13 protein-coding genes are annotated in these 14825 nt (G+C 67.9%); 1 reads left to right on the top strand and 12 read right to left on the bottom strand.

Going from position 1 to position 14825, the window contains the following annotated elements; all coding sequences use genetic code 11:
- The 3 genes from recA to NTY77_15705 form a co-directional block, all read right to left on the bottom strand.
- Positions 1–962 (bottom strand): recombinase RecA (recA, locus tag NTY77_15715; GenBank protein MCX5796943.1); only part of this gene is annotated, 962 nt, incomplete at its 3' end.
- Positions 963–1331: 369 nt separating this feature from the next.
- Positions 1332–4229 (bottom strand): insulinase family protein, encoded by a 2898-nt coding sequence (locus NTY77_15710; protein MCX5796942.1) that lies wholly within the window; start codon positions 4227–4229, stop codon positions 1332–1334.
- A gap of 36 nt (positions 4230–4265) precedes the next feature.
- The gene (locus tag NTY77_15705) at positions 4266–4970 is read right to left on the bottom strand and encodes a 7-carboxy-7-deazaguanine synthase QueE (protein MCX5796941.1); all 705 of its coding nucleotides are present in this window, start codon (positions 4968–4970) and stop codon (positions 4266–4268) included.
- A gap of 93 nt (positions 4971–5063) precedes the next feature.
- On the opposite strand from NTY77_15705, the gene NTY77_15700 reads away from it, so the two are divergent.
- A complete protein-coding gene (locus NTY77_15700; protein MCX5796940.1) occupies positions 5064–5228 on the top strand; it encodes a hypothetical protein in 165 nt (54 codons plus the stop codon).
- On the opposite strand, the gene queC is transcribed toward NTY77_15700, so the two are convergent.
- Genes queC through NTY77_15655 form a run of 9 tightly spaced genes read right to left on the bottom strand, consistent with a single transcriptional unit; the run spans position 5225 to position 14821 of the window.
- Positions 5225–5896 (bottom strand): 7-cyano-7-deazaguanine synthase QueC, encoded by a 672-nt coding sequence (gene queC, locus NTY77_15695; GenBank protein ID MCX5796939.1) that lies wholly within the window; start codon positions 5894–5896, stop codon positions 5225–5227. The genes NTY77_15700 and queC overlap by 4 nt on opposite strands.
- Before the next feature lies 1 nt (position 5897).
- The gene (locus NTY77_15690; GenBank protein MCX5796938.1) at positions 5898–6689 is read right to left on the bottom strand and encodes a 3'-5' exonuclease; all 792 of its coding nucleotides are present in this window, start codon (positions 6687–6689) and stop codon (positions 5898–5900) included.
- A 9-nt stretch (positions 6690–6698) separates the two neighbouring features.
- A complete protein-coding gene (locus NTY77_15685) occupies positions 6699–8012 on the bottom strand; it encodes an FAD-dependent oxidoreductase (protein MCX5796937.1) in 1314 nt (437 codons plus the stop codon).
- Positions 8009–9058: an MraY family glycosyltransferase gene (locus NTY77_15680; protein ID MCX5796936.1), complete on the bottom strand. Its 1050-nt coding sequence runs from the start codon at positions 9056–9058 to the stop codon at positions 8009–8011. Before NTY77_15680 ends, NTY77_15685 begins: the two co-directional genes overlap by 4 nt.
- A 1-nt stretch (position 9059) precedes the next feature.
- Positions 9060–11072 (bottom strand): phospholipid carrier-dependent glycosyltransferase, encoded by a 2013-nt coding sequence (locus tag NTY77_15675; GenBank protein MCX5796935.1) that lies wholly within the window; start codon positions 11070–11072, stop codon positions 9060–9062.
- The gene (locus tag NTY77_15670) at positions 11069–11809 is read right to left on the bottom strand and encodes a glycosyltransferase family 2 protein (GenBank protein MCX5796934.1); all 741 of its coding nucleotides are present in this window, start codon (positions 11807–11809) and stop codon (positions 11069–11071) included. The genes NTY77_15675 and NTY77_15670 overlap by 4 nt, the downstream gene beginning before the upstream one ends.
- A 31-nt stretch (positions 11810–11840) precedes the next feature.
- The gene (locus NTY77_15665) at positions 11841–12632 is read right to left on the bottom strand and encodes a GTP cyclohydrolase, FolE2/MptA family (protein ID MCX5796933.1); all 792 of its coding nucleotides are present in this window, start codon (positions 12630–12632) and stop codon (positions 11841–11843) included.
- A gap of 1 nt (position 12633) precedes the next feature.
- Positions 12634–13608, bottom strand: a complete 975-nt coding sequence (locus NTY77_15660; protein ID MCX5796932.1) for a hypothetical protein — start codon at positions 13606–13608, stop codon at positions 12634–12636.
- Positions 13586–14821, bottom strand: a complete 1236-nt coding sequence (locus NTY77_15655) for an acetate/propionate family kinase (protein MCX5796931.1) — start codon at positions 14819–14821, stop codon at positions 13586–13588. The genes NTY77_15660 and NTY77_15655 overlap by 23 nt, the downstream gene beginning before the upstream one ends.
- Positions 14822–14825: the final 4 nt, after the last annotated feature.

Below are 14825 nucleotides of genomic sequence, written 5' to 3'. Positions count from 1 at the left end.
TTGGCCGCGTCGGCATTGGCTTTGAGATAGGCCTTGGCATTCTCCCGGCCCTGGCCCAGGCGCTCACCCTGATAGAGGAACCAGGAGCCGGACTTCTCCAGGAGCTGGGACTCGACCCCCATATCGAGCAGGCAGCCCTCGCGCGAGGCGCCGTAGCCGTGCATCATCTCGAACTCGGCCGTGCGGTAGGGCGGGGCGACCTTGTTCTTGACCACCTTGACGCGGGCGCGCATGCCGACCACCTGGTCGCCGTCCTTGATGTTCTCGATGCGGCGGATGTCGAGACGGATCGACGCGTAGAACTTCAAGGCCAAGCCGCCGGTGGTGGTCTCGGGGTTGCCGAACATGACGCCGATCTTGTGGCGGATCTGGTTGATGAAGATGAGGCAGGTCCGGGAGCGGGCGATGGACGAGGTGAGCTTGCGCAGGGCCTGGCTCATGAGGCGCGCCTGCAGGCCCATATGGGAGTCGCCCATCTCGCCCTCGATCTCGGCCTTGGGCACCAAAGCCGCGACCGAGTCGACGACGATGACATCCAGGGCGCTGGAGCGCACGAGCTTCTCCGTGATCTCCAGGGCTTCCTCGCCGGAATCCGGCTGGGAGATGAGGAGGTTGTCGAGGTTCACGCCGAGCGCCTTGCAGTAGGCCGGATCCATGGCGTGTTCGACGTCGATGTAAGCGGCCGAGCCGCCGAGCTTCTGGGCCTGGGCCACCACCTGCAGGGCCAAGGTGGTCTTGCCGGAGGATTCGGGGCCGTAGATCTCCACGATGCGGCCGCGCGGGAAACCCCCGACGCCCAACGCGAGATCCAAGGAGAGCACGCCGGTGGGGATGGTCTCCACCCTGATCTTGGCGGCGCGCTCGCCCAGCCTCATGATGGCCTCGCGGCCGTAGGCTTTCTCGATCTGGGCCAGGGCCAGTTCCAGGGCCTTGCCCTTCGCGGTCTCGGTCGTCGTCGTCATGGCGTGTCCTCCGGTGGGAATCGTTGGCTCATTCTAGCAAAAGACCTCACACTCTATATACGACGCCGGGACCGAAAAGTTCCCTGCCGCGGACCCAAGCGCGCGCGGGTCTTGACAGAAACCGGTCCCGGGCTTAGACTATGAGTGACGCACAGTCTTAAGCCCGTCCCGAGTCCGGGTTCGTCGCAGCAGAAGTGGTCGTGAACGCAGACGTGGTTGTAGCGGAACGTAGGCCGGTGCCGTGGTCGTCGCAGTGACGTGGCCGTTGCAGTCGCCGTCAGCAGCGTTCCGGACTCAGGACGGGCCCTCCCTCTGGGGCGCCAAGGCAGTCGATAGAACGACGCTTGCCTTGGCGCCTCACTTTTTAGCCTAGTAGGGGAATAGCTGCTCGAGCTTCTTCTCCTGGAGGTCTCCCAGCCTCTTGAGCCCGTCGAGTCCCAGGCGGTCGCGGTTGCCGAGCACATAGACCGTCATGACCTTGTCCTGCAGATGCCGGGCGAAGGCCTTGAGGTCATCGAGCCGGTACTTGAGCGCCTTCTCGAAGCGTTGCGGCCTCGGGTCGCCGCCCGTGATCCCCTGGTCCTCCCAGCCCAGCAGGGCGCCGGGAATGGAGCGGAAGGGGATCGGGTTGGTCCGATAGTTCTCCTCGATGGCCCTGGCCGCGTCAGTGAAGCGTGGCTCGGACCAGGGCGGAGACTTGACCAGGTCGCGCAGGAGGGTCGCCGCCTCCACGGTCTTGTCGGCCTGGGTGCCCAGCTCGCCGTAGACCATGTTTTCGTCGCCCTTGTGCCCGGCGTAAGAATAGCCGCCCCAGGCCGAGTAGGCCAAAGAGCGCGCCTCACGCACCTCCTGGAAGATGACCGAGTTCATGCCGCCGCCCAGGTAGCTGCCCAAGAACGAATAATCCACCACGCGCTCCGGGTCCAGGACGCCGTCCGCGGCGAAGACGCCGACCTGCGACTGCACCATGTCGCGGTGCGTGAAGTAGACCACGGGCTGGGCCGGCTTCTGGTAGCGCATCGGCGTGTGCGCGGGCGCGGGCCGATAATCGCGGCCGGGCTCCTCCATGAGCTTGGCCAGCTCCGAGGATTCGCGGTTGCCGACATAGGTGGTGCGGCGCTGGAAGCCCATGGACTCGCGCATCAGGCGGCGCAGCTTCTCGCTTTTCAGCGCCAGCAGTTCGGCGTCCGAGAGTTCGTTGAGCACGGAGCCCTCCCGCCCCCGGAAGGAGAAATCCCCCAAAGCGCTGAAAACGGCTTCGGGGTCTTTCTTGGCGTCCGCGTGGGCGCCGATCTGGACCTCGACCATGCGCTTGAGCATGTCCGGCTCGATGTCGGGAGAGTCGAACCGCTGGCTCATCAGGCGCAGCGAGGCCCAGAGGTTGGCGTCGAGGCCGGTCAGGAAGACGCTCGACTCCCATTCGCCGCAGCGGTAGCCGAGGCTCGTGCCTAGGCCGAAGAGCTTCTTCTTGAACTCCTCGGCGCTCATGCGCCCCGCGCCGGAGAGCTCCAGAAGGTCCAGGGCGGCGCAGAGGTCGCGCTCGTGGCGCCGGCCCCGGTCGAAGACCCAGGAGAGCTGGAAGAGGTCGTTGAACGGGTTCTTCGTGGCGTAGAGCCTGCCCGAGGGCAACGGCGTGACCGTGTAGTCGCGGCCGGCCGTGAGCCAGCGCGGCTCCAGGGACTGGGCCGGCAGGGCGTAGATGCCCTTGGCAAAGTCTGATTCGCGCGCGGGGTCGATGTCCACCTTGCTGAAGCCGGGCTTGGCTATGTTGGGGATGTCGGGCTTGGCGTTGCGGCGGAAGGCCGCCACCCGGTCCGGCCCCAGGTAGAGGTTCGCGACCCGCAGGACGTCGGCCTTGGTCACCCGGCGCAGGCGGTCGAGCCGTCCCGCCGCGACCGGCCAGGGCTCGAGGTGCACGAAGGAATCCGCCATCTCGGCCGCGCGCGCCCCGTTGGATTCGAGCTTGGCCTTCTCGGACACCTCGAAATTGGTGATCACGGCCCGGATATCGTCCTCGCTGAAGCCCCCCGCCTTGAGCTTGTCCACCTCGGACATGAGCAGGGCCTCGGCTGCCTCGAGCTTCTGCCCCTTCTTGGTCACCGCCCACATGCCCCAGTCGCCGGCCTCGTTGTAGAAGGTGGGGCCGGAGCCGGCGGCCTTGACCTTCTGCGCCTGCACGAGGTCAAGGTTGATGAGGCCGGCCACGGAGTTGTCCATGAGCATGTCCATGACCCGCAGGGCGTCGGCGTCCGGATGCCCGCGCGGCACCGTGGGCCAGGCGATGACGGCCTTCTCCTCGGCCTCGTACTTGACCTCCACGAACTCCCGGCCCTTGGGCTTGGGCAGGGGCCAGGCCCGGGGCGCGGGCGGGGCCTGCGGCTGCCAGGACCCGAAGCACTTGGCGACCAGCTCGAGCATCGGCTTGCGCTCGAAGTCGCCGGCCAGCACGATGGCCATGTTGTTGGGGCGATAGTAGCGGTCGAAGAACCCGTACATTTGGGCCAGCGACGGGTTCTTGAGGTGCTCGATGGTGCCGATGGTGGTCTGGGTGCCGTAAGGATGGAGCTTGTAGAGCTGCTTGTTGAGGACCTCGCTGAGGAGCTCCTCCATGTTGTCCATGCTCATGTTCTTCTCTTCGTAGACCACTTCGAGCTCGTTCTGGAAGAGGCGGAAGACCGGGTGCGCGAAGCGCTCGGCCTCGAGCTTGGCCCAAGCCTCGGCGCGATTGGAGGGCAGGTCCACCACGTAGACCGTCTCCTCGTTGGAGGTGAAGGCGTTGAGCCCCTTGAAGCCCAGGCGCTTGTAGATCTTGCTGATCTCGTTGGGGATCTCGTACTTCTCGGCCGCGAGGTTCTCCTTGTCGATCTCCTTGTAGATGCGTTCGCGCTCCGCCGGGTCCTGGGCGCGGAAATGCTCCTCATAAAGCCGGGTGATGCGGTCGAGATGCGGCTTCTCCTTTTCGTAGTCCAGCGTCCCGATGGACGTGGTCCCCTTGAAGTCCATGTGCTCCAGGTAATGGGCCAGCCCGGTGCTGTCGGCGGGGTCCATCTTGCTGCCCGCGCGCACCGCGATCCAGGCCGCGATGCGGGGGGTCTCGTGGCTGGGGCTCAGGTAGACGGTCAAGCCGTTGGGCAGGCGATGGATGGTCGTCTGCATGAGGTCCGAAGGCAGGGGCATGTCGAGCGGCTCCGGGACTTGGGGCGCTCCCGCCCAGGCCAAGCCCGGCAGCAGCAGGACGGCGAGCAAAAGGATCTTGATCGTTTTCATGGGTCTCCTATCAGGAAAGACATTGACGGGCATGGATCAGGCCAGGCCCCAGACCGGATGCCACTGCGGGATGAGGCGTACGTCCTTGAGCAAGGCCGAGGCCTGGCGCAGGAAGAAGATCACCGCCTCAGGCTCGGCCGGCCGCTCCCCCCCGCAGGCCGTGGCCGGCTGCAGGACCAAGGGCATGTTGGGCGCGGCCTCCTGCATCAGGCGTATGAGCTGGCGCCATTCCGCCTTGGTCGTGCGCGCGGTGAGCACCACCTTCACGAAGCTCCTCTCCGGCGCCACGCGCAGGAACTCCAGATGCTCCGACCACGACTCCCCCCCCGTGGCCGAAGGCAGCTTCACATCCACCGAAGCCAGGTCGCAGAAAGGCGCCACTTCCCTGTAAGCCGCGACCATGGTCCCGTTCGTCTCCAGGAGGTTCTTCACCCCTTGCCGCCGGACCCATTGCATGAGCCGCGGCAACGCCTCGGCCTGCAGGAGGGGCTCCCCGCCGGTCCAGGAGACCGCCTCATGCTTCTTCTCGGAGAAGAGTCGGGAAAGCTCCGTTTCGATCTTTTTCTCCGGCCAAGGCTTGCCCGCGGCGGTCGAACGCGTCTTGGGCGTGTCGCAGTAGCGGCAGGTCAGGTTGCAGCCAGCCAGGCGCACGAAGGCGTGCCTCTGGCCGAGCCAGAGGCCCTCGCCCTGCAAGGAAGAGAAGACCTCGACTACGCGGAGGGCCGCGCCGGCTCTGGCCATAGGCAGCCGCTATCATACTACACGGAGCGCGGCGTCATCCAATTGTTATCTGCGTGTCATCTGGCCTGCGGAGCGCGCTGGTATCATATCTCCATGGACAAAGAATGCACGCCGTCCCCGAGCCCCTGGCCCGGAATGTTCGCGTGCGCCGCGATATTGGTCGTCGGGTTTATCGGCTCCGCCTGGCTGGCGAAGGCTTTCCTGCCCCTGCCTTCCCGCGGCGCCGCGACGCAGAGCGAGTTCGTCCTTCTTCCCTAGCCCAGCGCGGGGTCCTTCACGCCGGCCGCGGCGAAGCCGCGCGCTCTCAGCTTGCAGGAGTCGCAGCGGCCGCAGGGCCGTTGGCCGCCCGCGTAGCACGACCAGGTCAGCTCCAGCGGAACCTTCAGCCGCCGGGCTAGGCGCACGATGCCGGCCTTATCCAGGCGCTGAAGCGGCGCCAATAGGGCCAGCCGCTTTCCCTCCGCCCCGCGCCGAGTTCCCAGCCGCGCCGTCTTCTGGAAGGCCGCGTTGAACTCCGGCCGGCAGTCCGGATAGCCTGAGAAGTCCTGCGCGTTGCTCCCGATGACCACGGCCTCGGCCCCGGCCGCGTCCGCCAAGGAAACGGCCAAGGACAGGAACACCGTGTTGCGTCCCGGCACATAGGTCGAAGGAATCGGGCCCTTCCCGATGCGGGAAGCGGAGATCTCGGGCAGGCGCTTCTTGCGGTCCACCAACGAGCTCGCTTTGAGCCAGGGCAAGGAGAGCCTCACCGGGACCCAGTCCGCGCCGGCCCGGCGCGCAAGAGCCCGCGCGGCTTGCAGCTCGCGCACGTGCCTCTGTCCGTAGTGCACGGTCAAAGCGGTCGGCTTGTAGCCCTTGGCCCGCGCCCAGTACAGGGCCGTGGCCGAGTCGAGCCCCCCGGAAAGGAGGACGACCGCCCTTTTCAACCTACTTCCCCCCCGAAGGCTTGACCGGGAACTTCCCCATCAAGGCGTCGCGGCATATGCGCGCAAGCTCCGGCGTGGTCCGCTCCGCGCCCATGAGCCACTCGATGTACCCCGGCTCCTTGCGCGCCACCTCCTCCAAGGTCAAGGTCCGGTGCTTGCCAAAATTGAAGGCGGCCTTGCCGTTGCGCCAGACCAGCTTGCCCTGGCCGTCCACGGTGCCCGCGCCGCGCTGCTCCTGGCAGAAGTTCGCCAGCCCCGCCATGTCCTTGGGCAGCTCCGCATAGCGTTCCAGCTGGGCCCACAGGACATCGCTCGATGCGCGCATGTCCGCCTCGGCCCGGTGCGCGTCCTCCAGGGATTTGCCGCAGTAGAGCTTGTAGGCCGCGGTCAGGTTGCGCGGCTCCATGCGGTGGAAGATGGTCAAGGCGTCGACCAGGCTTCGGCTGGCCGTCGTGAAAGTGATGCCCGCGCGCTTGAACTCGGCCGTGAGCATGGGGATATCGAAGCGCAGGATGCCGAAGCCGGCCAAGTCCGCGTCGCCGAGGAACTCCAGGAGCTTCTGCGCCAGGTCGGAAAAGCGCGGCTGGCCGCGGACCATCTCGTTGGTGATGTGGTGCACGGCCGTGGCCTCGGCCGGGATGGGCATGCCCGGGTCCACCAATGAGGAGAAGACGTCCTCCTTGCCGTCCGGGTCGCGGCGCAGGAAAGCGAGGTCCACGATGCGGTCCTGGTCCGGGGCCACCCCGGTGGTCTCCAGGTCGAAAAAGACGACGGGCTTGCGCAGGCTTATCATGTCTGCTCCTTAAATGAGTAAACGTTCGGCACAGGCCTTTCCGTCCAGCAGGGCCTCTTCCATGAAGGAATACTTCCAGGCCCCGTAGCGGCCGATGGACTCCACGCCCTGGCGACCCAGTTCCCCGAAGATCGCCGCCAGCGCCGGCCCGCGCTGGAAATCGTAGAGCACGTAGCCGTACGGGATGGGCCGCCACTCCTTGACCAAGAACCGGTCGCCGCGCCGCAGCACGCCGCAGTCGCGCAGGCCCTCGAGGACTCGGCGCTCCAGGGCCCGCAGGCCGAATCGCACTCCCCCGGGGCGGGAGACCTCCACGTAGTAGGAGGAGGTCCCGGCCGGAGCGTTGGCCGCGGCGAAGTTGCTGTACACGCCGACCCGGTAGAAGGGGTAGCGCGGCTCCGGGAAGTAGGCCCAATGCCGCCCGGTCCGGTCCGGCCGGTCCAGGGCGAGGTTGAGGCACCAGACGCTGACGTGGCGCAGGCGCCGCCGGGCTGCGCGCATCGCGGCCGGCCAGGGCCCGGAGAGGTCCAGGAACTCGGGCAGGGGCATGGTGTTGACCAGCCGCTCGAAGCGCACCTCCCCCAGGCCCCGCACCCGCGCCGTCTTGCCGGCCAGGTCCACGGAGGTCACGGCGGCGCCGGTGCGCACCGTGCCCGGCTCCAGGCGCGCGGCCAAAGCGTCGGCCAAGGCTTGGCTGCCGCCGCGCCGGGGATAATGGAAGACCGCGTTGTAGCCGAAGCGCTTGGTCTGATCCAGGAGCGCGCCGGCCAGAACCTCGGCCGGCTCGGGAGCCGGCACGAACCGGCCCTGCCACTCGGCCGTCAAGCGGGAGAGCGGCACGCCCCACAGCTTGCGGTTGTAAGGGAACATGAAGTGCCGGCAGATGCCGGAACCGAACTGCCGCAGGCAGAACTGCGCGAAGCTCCGGCCTCCCCCCGACTTGGGCCGGGGACGGTAGACCGTCTCCAAGAACCCGGCCAAGCAATCCACCACCGTGCCCGCGGGCAGCCCGTAGGTGTTGGCCTGGAACGGGTAGCGGGAGTAGCGGCCCTGCAGTCGGATCCAGGCGTCGCGCTCGAGCGTCTTGAGGTCGCGGCCCAGCAGCGCCCCGATCAGGCGCCTACCGGTGGGGCTGTGCAGGTGCAGGAGATGCCCGGTCTTGTCGAACACGAAGCCTTTCTTCGCGGCGGAGGCGGCCGTGCCTCCGACCGTCCCCTCCTTCTCGACGACCAGGACGCCGCCGCCCCGGCGGCGCTGCAGGTGATAGGCCGTGGAGAGGCCGGAGAGTCCCGCGCCCAGGACGAGGACTTCGGTCCTCGTCAATGGATGTCCACCTTGGCCAGGGCGTTGCTCAGGACGAGGACCTCGATGGCGACCGCGGCGTAGATGCACACCGAGTAAGGCACGGAGAGCTGGGTCACCAGGAAGGCCAGGAAGCCCAGGAAGGCCGACACCGCGACGGAGAGGGCCACGATCCGTCCGCGGGAGTGGCCCAGCTTCTCCAGGCGCAGGGCGAAATGGTCCTTGGAGCCCAGGAAGGGCGATTGCCCCTTGCGCAGGCGCAGCCACATCACGAAGAGCGTGTCGTACATGGGCACGAAGAGGATCAGGAGCGGGGCGAACACGCCCAGATCGTTGATGCCGCCGGGATGGGTGCCGAGGGAGATTCCCGCCAGCAGGAAGCCCAAAGTCATGGCCCCGGAATCGCCCATGAAGATCTTCCTCCGCGCGGACAGGTTCCACGGGATGAACCCCAGCGCGGCCCCGGCCAGGGCCGCGGAGGCGAATTTGATGTAAAGATCCCCGGCTGGCAAAGAGATCAGGAGGAAGCCCAGCGCCGCCACCACGGCCTGGCTGGAGCTCAGACCGTCCATGATGTCGATGATGTTGAATGCGTTGGTGATGCCCACCACCCAAAGGACGGTCAGGCCGACGGCCAGGTAATCCGGCTTGATGAAATGGATGCGGATGTCGAAGTACAGGAGGCAGAGCGCGGCCAGGCATTGCACCACGAACTTGGGCTTGAAATGCAGGCCGTGGCCGCGGGTCTTCTTGAGGTCGTCGACCACGCCCATGGCGAAGACCAACGCGCCGCCCACCATCAGGCCGCGCAGGCTGTGCAGGGTCCCGCTCGGGAACCGCGTGAACGCGCGCAGAAGCAGCAAGGTTGAGGCGTAGCTCAGGAATATCGCCACGCCTCCCATGGACGGCGTGCTGACCTTGTGGGTCTTGACCGAGGAGGAGGGCGCGTCCATCCAGCCGAAGCGCAGGGCCAAGGAGCGCACCAGGGGGGTCAGCAGGAAAGAGAAGCCGGCGGCCGCCCCCACGGCGATGGCGTAGAGCTTCCAGCCCGCGGCTAGGGTGGCCATGTCAGCGCAGGCGGTATATGGCGCAGGCCGGGCCCTGGAACACCGGCTCCACGAAGCCCGACTCCAATCCGAGCCAGTTGCGCGCGCCCCGCTCGTTGAAGGACTCCAGCGCCGGGGCCAGGCGCCGGGCCTCGCGCGGGATGACCGCCACGTGGCTGAAACCCGCCGCCCTCAGCCGGGCCGCGTAGGCCGCGGGGCTGGCCGAGTCGTCGGCCCAGGCCCGGTACCGGTTGGGGGCGTTGACCGTGGTGGCCGTGTTGTCCTGTGTCCAATAATAGGCCCGTTGCTCGCCCACGATGAGGATTCTATCATTTCCCCCGAGGTGCTCCCGTGCCCAGGCGGCGCAGGGATAGTACTCCAGCCGGCTGGTGAGGAACTCCTCGCGGCTCTCCAGACCGGCGAGGACCCGCCCGCTGCCGAAGACCGCGTGCGCGTAGAGGAATACCAGGACATGGGTCGCCACCAGCAGGCCCGCGCCCGCGGCGAGCATGACCCGGCCCCCGCTCTCCAGCCTCGACCACAAGGCGTGCAGGCCGTAGGCGGCGAGCAGGCACAACAGCGGCGCCAGCGCGGTCAGGAAGCGCAGGACCACCCCCGTGGAGAACCAGGCGGCGAGGTAGAGCCCGCAGAAAGCCAGCAGCCAGAGCGCGGTGCGGTTGCGGCGCCGCCAACCGGCCCACACCGCCAGCGGCAGGGCCCAGAACAGGAGCTCCCAACCCATGTCTCCCAGCACGTCCATGCCCCCGCCGAAGCGCAGGCTGTTGCCGAGCAGTTGGCCGGGGAGGGCCAGAAGCGCCTGCGCCCACGCGCCCCCGTGGCCGTACTCGGTGAGCACGGCGAAGTAGCGTGCCGCGCCGGCCGCGGGCCAGCCGGCCTGCGTGGCCGGGAACCATTGATAGAGGAAGGGGAACACGGGGTCGCCCGCCTGCAGCGCGTTCTTGACCAGCCAGGGAGAGAAGACCACCGTGACCACCCCGACGAAGACCGCCAGGTCGCCGGCGCGCGCGCGGCGCGTCGCGGGCGGGCCCCAGAGCCAATCTTTGACCAAAAAGAGCCCGAGGGAGCCGGCCGTGATCCCGGCCGTGTACTTGGCGCCCAGGGCCAGCCCCGCGAATATGGCGGAAAGCGCCAGCCAGGAGCGGGGCGCGCCCGCGCTCTCGCGCCGCCACCGCCAGAACAGCAGCACCGCGGCCGTGGTCCAGAGCATGACCAAGGGATCGATGTAGGTGGTCGAAGCCAGCAGCATCACGGCCGTATGCGTGGCCAGAAGCAGCGCGGCCAACAGCCGCGCCTCCGCCGCGATCTCCGCCCCGGCCATGGTCCACAGCCAGGCCACGCTCAGGGCCGCGGCCAGCCACATGAACATCTGGGCCAGCAGGTCGCTTTTGAGCGCCAGGGCCAGAACGAAGAGCATCTCGCCGTTCTGGGGAAAATGCGCGAAAACGGGCAGGCCCTCCACCGTGAGGCCTCCCGCGCGCAGGTAGGCGGCCGGCAGGGCCAGGTGGTAGACCAAGGAATCGTACTGATGGGGCGGCACCCAAGTGAGCCAGAAGGTCAGTCCCAGCGCGGCGAGTATGCCGGCCGCGGCCAGAGGGCGGCTTCTCCACTGCTCCGGCAGGCGGCAGCCCCGCAGGGCGGCGCGCAGCTCCGAGAACCCGGCCAGCCAGAAGGCGGCCAGCATCAGCGAGAGCGTCCAGGTCCGCAGCAGGCCCAAGGCCGCCAGCGCTAGGACCGAAAGGCTCAAGAGCCCCAGCCCCAAGGTCATCCCGACCACGGTCTTGGCCCCTTCTTCCGGGCCGCGCAGGCCCAGGAATCCCGCCGCGACCCGACCGCTGCCCGCCGCGATGCCCGCGATGATGACCAGAAGCGCGCTCGCGGACAGGCCGGCGCGGGCCACAGGCCAGAAGAAGCCCGCGGCCGTGGCCAGGCCGAGGCCCGCGGTCGCGGCCGCGTAGACCCCGCCCCAGCGCGCGGACTCCGGCGCGGACGGAGTGGGCAGGGCCTCAGGGCTCATTTCGTCTTGGGGCAGAGCCTGGGGGAACGCACCAGGCCCAAGCGGTGCAGGGCGTACTGCGCGAGCACGAGCAGCGCGGACAGGCCGTAGACGAGGCTGCGCTTGAAGCTGATGGAGGAGGCCTCCGGGAAATAGCGCACGGGCACCGGGACGTCGCCCATGCGAAAGCCCATGCTGGCGGCCTGGATGAGGAACTGCTGGTCGAAGACGAAGTCGTCCGAGTCGAGCTCCCAGGGGATGGTCTCCAGGACCTTGCGCGAGTAGGCCCGCAGGCCGGAATGCCATTCGCCCAGGTTCTGGCCGGTCATCATGTTCTCGAAGATGGTGAGCGCGCGGTTGCTGACGTACTTGTAGAAGGGCATGCCTCCTTCCAGAGCCTCCCAGCGCGTGCGGATGCGGTTGCCGCAGACCATGTCGCAGACCCCGGCGGCGATGAGGCCTATCATGTGCGGGGCGAGCCGGGCGTCGTACTGGTAGTCGGGGTGGATCATGATGACGATGTCCGCCCCGCGCTTGAGGGCCTCGGCGTAGCAGGTCTTCTGGTTGCCGCCGTAGCCGCGGTTCTTGGGATGGACGAACACGGTGAGGCCCAGCTTGCGCGCCAGCTCGGCGGTGCCGTCCCGGGAGGCGTCGTCGACGAGAATGACCTCGTCGACGCAGCCGGGCGGGATGTCCCGGAGGGTCTTCTCCAGGGTCTTCTCCGCGTTGTAGGCCGGCAGGACCGCGATGGTCTTCATTTCCGGCGCTATTCTACAAATTCCGGCCGGCTTAGAGGTCGTCCTCCACGCCGCTGAACGGCACCCACCAGCTCTTCTCCGTCCCGATCATGGTGCTGTAGCAGTGGAGCATGCCGAAGTTGGCGCAGCGCACGGAATAGAAGTTCAAGCCCCGGTCCGCGGCCAGCTCGCTCTTGATCTCGTCGACCATGACCACGCTGGTCTTGCGCTCGGAGTGGATGCGCTTGATGACCGCCTCCTGGTCCTTCTCGGTCAAAAACGAGTAGAGCGGCGTCACCGCATGCCGGTCCACGAGCTCCACCAGGTCCTCCGGATAGACGTCCTTCTTGGACTCGGTCTCGATGGTCACCACGCTGAGCTGTCCGAACAGCCCTCCGCTCTTCTGCGCGTCGGAGGCCGGGTAGGTCGTGATGCAGGGCACCGCGATCTTGAAGAACACCTTGGGGTCCTTGTCCAAAGACGGAACCTTGGCGGAATAGGCGCAGCTGTAGCGCACCAGGCACTTCTCCTTCGCGACCGGCGTCCTCTTCTCGACGAAGAAGGGGTACTCGAAGTTGACCTTGACCGTGGTGGCGTTGAGCTCCGAGACGTAGTCGGCGATGTTCTGCCTCAGGGTCTTGGTCCCGATGCGTTCCCGGTGCGCGTGCACGACCTTGATGAACCGGTCGATCCAGCCGGCCTCGAACTCGTGCATGATGCGCGCCTCGATCGAGATGACGGCCACCGTGGCCTGCCCCTCGGGGTCGGCCTTGGACAGGGCCCGGATCGGGAACGGCAGGTCCTTCATGCCCACGTCTACCATGAATCTCTTCTCTGTGTCCATATCAAACCTCCTTTGCGGCGGATCGGCTCAGGCGCGACATGACGCGCCAGATATCGTACTCCAGGACCGCGATTTTGACCCCCGGGCCCAGGCCGCCGAGGTCGCGGCAGATGTCCCGGATGAAGCGGCCGCTGGCCGGTGGGTCGTCGACCGAGAACACAACGGCGTCCGCGCCTCCCAACAAAGCGGCGAAGGCGCCGACGCTCTTGACCGTCTCATAGCGCAGGATCCGGCGGGCCCGGGCCGGCCCCGCGCCGGCGCCGGCCAGCAGTTCCGCGAAGCCGCAGCGCCGGCCCACCAAGGCCCGGATCCCGCTGCGCGCGGACAGGAGCTCGTTGATCTCGCTCAAGGCCAGGCCGGAGGACTGCAGTTCGAAGACCACGGAGGAATCGATGTCGCCGCAGCAGGTGTCGGACAGGATGCCTTCGACGGGAGTGAAGCCGATGGTGGTGTCCTTCGCCCGGCCGGCGGCCAGGGCGGCGGCGTTGGTGCGGTCCCCCAGGCGGATGGAGACCACCCGCCGCGCCGCGGGCCCGAAGAGCTCCTCGGCCCGCAGGCCCGCCCATTGGTGCAGGAGGCCGTCGCCGCCGTAGCGCCGCACGCCCCGACGCCGCAGCTCCGCGGGCACCGCATAGCCGCTGGCCGCGTCCGGCATATCCCAAAAGAAGGCCGTGTCGCAGAGGAGCAGGTGCTCGGCCCGGGGCAGGCGCGACTGCAGCTCCCTCATCAGGGACACGGTGAGCCCGTTGTACTCGGGCGAGTAGCGCACCGCCGCCTCGGCGGCGGCCAGCACCTGCGGCGTCACGCGGCTGACCGGCTCGCGCAGAAGCTCGCCCCCGTGGCGCAGCCGGTAGCTGACCGATTCCACCGCGCCGCCTTGCAGGGCGGCCGGCAGGCCCCGGCCGACCCGCCGGCCCGCGGCCGTCTCCTGGCACCAGCGCACGGCCGGCGGTTCAGGGTCGAGCATGAGGCGCATATCGTCCTCCCAGGAGCCGCAGCCCCTCCCAGCAGATGACCAGCTCCTCTTCCGTGGGCACGGCCAGGACCCGGACCCGCGCTCCCGGCCGGCTCAGGACCGAGAGCTCGTCTCCCACGGCTTTCCGGTTGGCCTCGGCGTCGAGCTCGACGCCGCACCAGCCCAGGCCCGAGCAGACCTCCTGGCGCAGCAGCCAGTTGTGCAGGCCGATGTCGTCCGTGAAGACCAGGACGTCGAGGCCGCCCAGCACGGCCACGTAGCTGCCGATGTACTTCTTGAGCCGGTGCACGTACATGTCGAAGGCGAGCCGCGCCTTGGGGTCTTGGTCCAGGCGCGGGATGAGGTCGCGGATGTCGCTGGAGAAATCCGACACGCCCAGCAGGCCGGAGCGCTTGTTGAGCAGGTCCACCAGGTCGTCAGCGTGCTCGCCGTAGACGCCCATGATGTAGGTCGCCAGCAGTGGGTCCACGTCCCCGCTGCGGGTGCTCATGACCAGGCCCGGCAGGCCGGTGTAGCCCATGGAGGTGTCGCAGGAGCGGCCGTCCTTGACCGCCACCACGCTCGAGCCCCCGGTGCCCAGATGGCAGGCCACGATGCGCGAGCCGGCTAGGGGCAGGCCCAGATGCTCGGCCGCGGCCTTGACCACGTATTGGTAGGAGAGCCCGTGGAAGCCGAATTTCCGGAAGCCGAACCTTCGGATGACGCTCTTGGGCAGGGGATAGGTGTAGGCGTGCGGAGGCAAAGACGAGTGGAAGCTGCCGTCCGTGGTGACGAACTGCGGGGTCTGCGGCAGAAGCTTGCGGCAGCGGCGGATGACGCTGAACATGGCCGGGTGATGGATGGGCATCAGGGGTATCAGGGCCCGGAGCTCCTCGATGAAATGCTCGTCCACCCAGGCGGTCTTGAAATGCCCGCCGCTGTGGCCCCAGCGATGGCCGACGTAATCGACGCGCAGGCCCCATCGCGCGAGCTTCTCCACGACCAAGGCGGCCGCCTGGCCGTGGGAGGCCAGAGGGGTCTCCACCCGCTCGTTCCGGGGCCCGCCGTGATACTCCAGGAAGGACGGCGCGCTCCCCTTGACCCCGACCCGGTGGGCCTTGCCGGAGAACACCGGCGCGGCGTCATCCTCCGAGCCCGCCGCGAAGACCTTGAAGGTCAAGGACGAGCTGCCGCAGTTGAAGACCAGCATGTTCACGGCATCCTGCCTTTTCATGGTC

The sequence above is a fragment of the Elusimicrobiota bacterium genome (assembly GCA_026388095.1).
GTDB lineage: Bacteria > Elusimicrobiota > Elusimicrobia > UBA1565 > UBA9628 > UBA9628.
Note: the sequence above shows the minus strand (reverse complement) of the source record. Positions and strands in the feature narration are given on the sequence as shown.

What these genes read in the sequence shown, in the direction of transcription:
- NTY77_15710 (MCX5796942.1), bottom strand. Translation starts at nt 4,229, where the DNA reads ATGAAAACGATCAAGATCCTTTTGCTCGCCGTCCTGCTGCTGCCGGGC.
- NTY77_15705 (MCX5796941.1), bottom strand. Translation starts at nt 4,970, where the DNA reads ATGGCCAGAGCCGGCGCGGCCCTCCGCGTAGTCGAGGTCTTCTCTTCC.
- NTY77_15700 (MCX5796940.1), top strand. Translation starts at nt 5,064, where the DNA reads ATGGACAAAGAATGCACGCCGTCCCCGAGCCCCTGGCCCGGAATGTTC.
- NTY77_15690 (MCX5796938.1), bottom strand. Translation starts at nt 6,689, where the DNA reads ATGATAAGCCTGCGCAAGCCCGTCGTCTTTTTCGACCTGGAGACCACC.
- NTY77_15680 (MCX5796936.1), bottom strand. Translation starts at nt 9,058, where the DNA reads ATGGCCACCCTAGCCGCGGGCTGGAAGCTCTACGCCATCGCCGTGGGG.
- NTY77_15675 (MCX5796935.1), bottom strand. Translation starts at nt 11,072, where the DNA reads ATGAGCCCTGAGGCCCTGCCCACTCCGTCCGCGCCGGAGTCCGCGCGC.
- NTY77_15670 (MCX5796934.1), bottom strand. Translation starts at nt 11,809, where the DNA reads ATGAAGACCATCGCGGTCCTGCCGGCCTACAACGCGGAGAAGACCCTG.
- NTY77_15665 (MCX5796933.1), bottom strand. Translation starts at nt 12,632, where the DNA reads ATGGACACAGAGAAGAGATTCATGGTAGACGTGGGCATGAAGGACCTG.
- NTY77_15660 (MCX5796932.1), bottom strand. Translation starts at nt 13,608, where the DNA reads ATGCGCCTCATGCTCGACCCTGAACCGCCGGCCGTGCGCTGGTGCCAG.
- NTY77_15655 (MCX5796931.1), bottom strand. Translation starts at nt 14,821, where the DNA reads ATGAAAAGGCAGGATGCCGTGAACATGCTGGTCTTCAACTGCGGCAGC.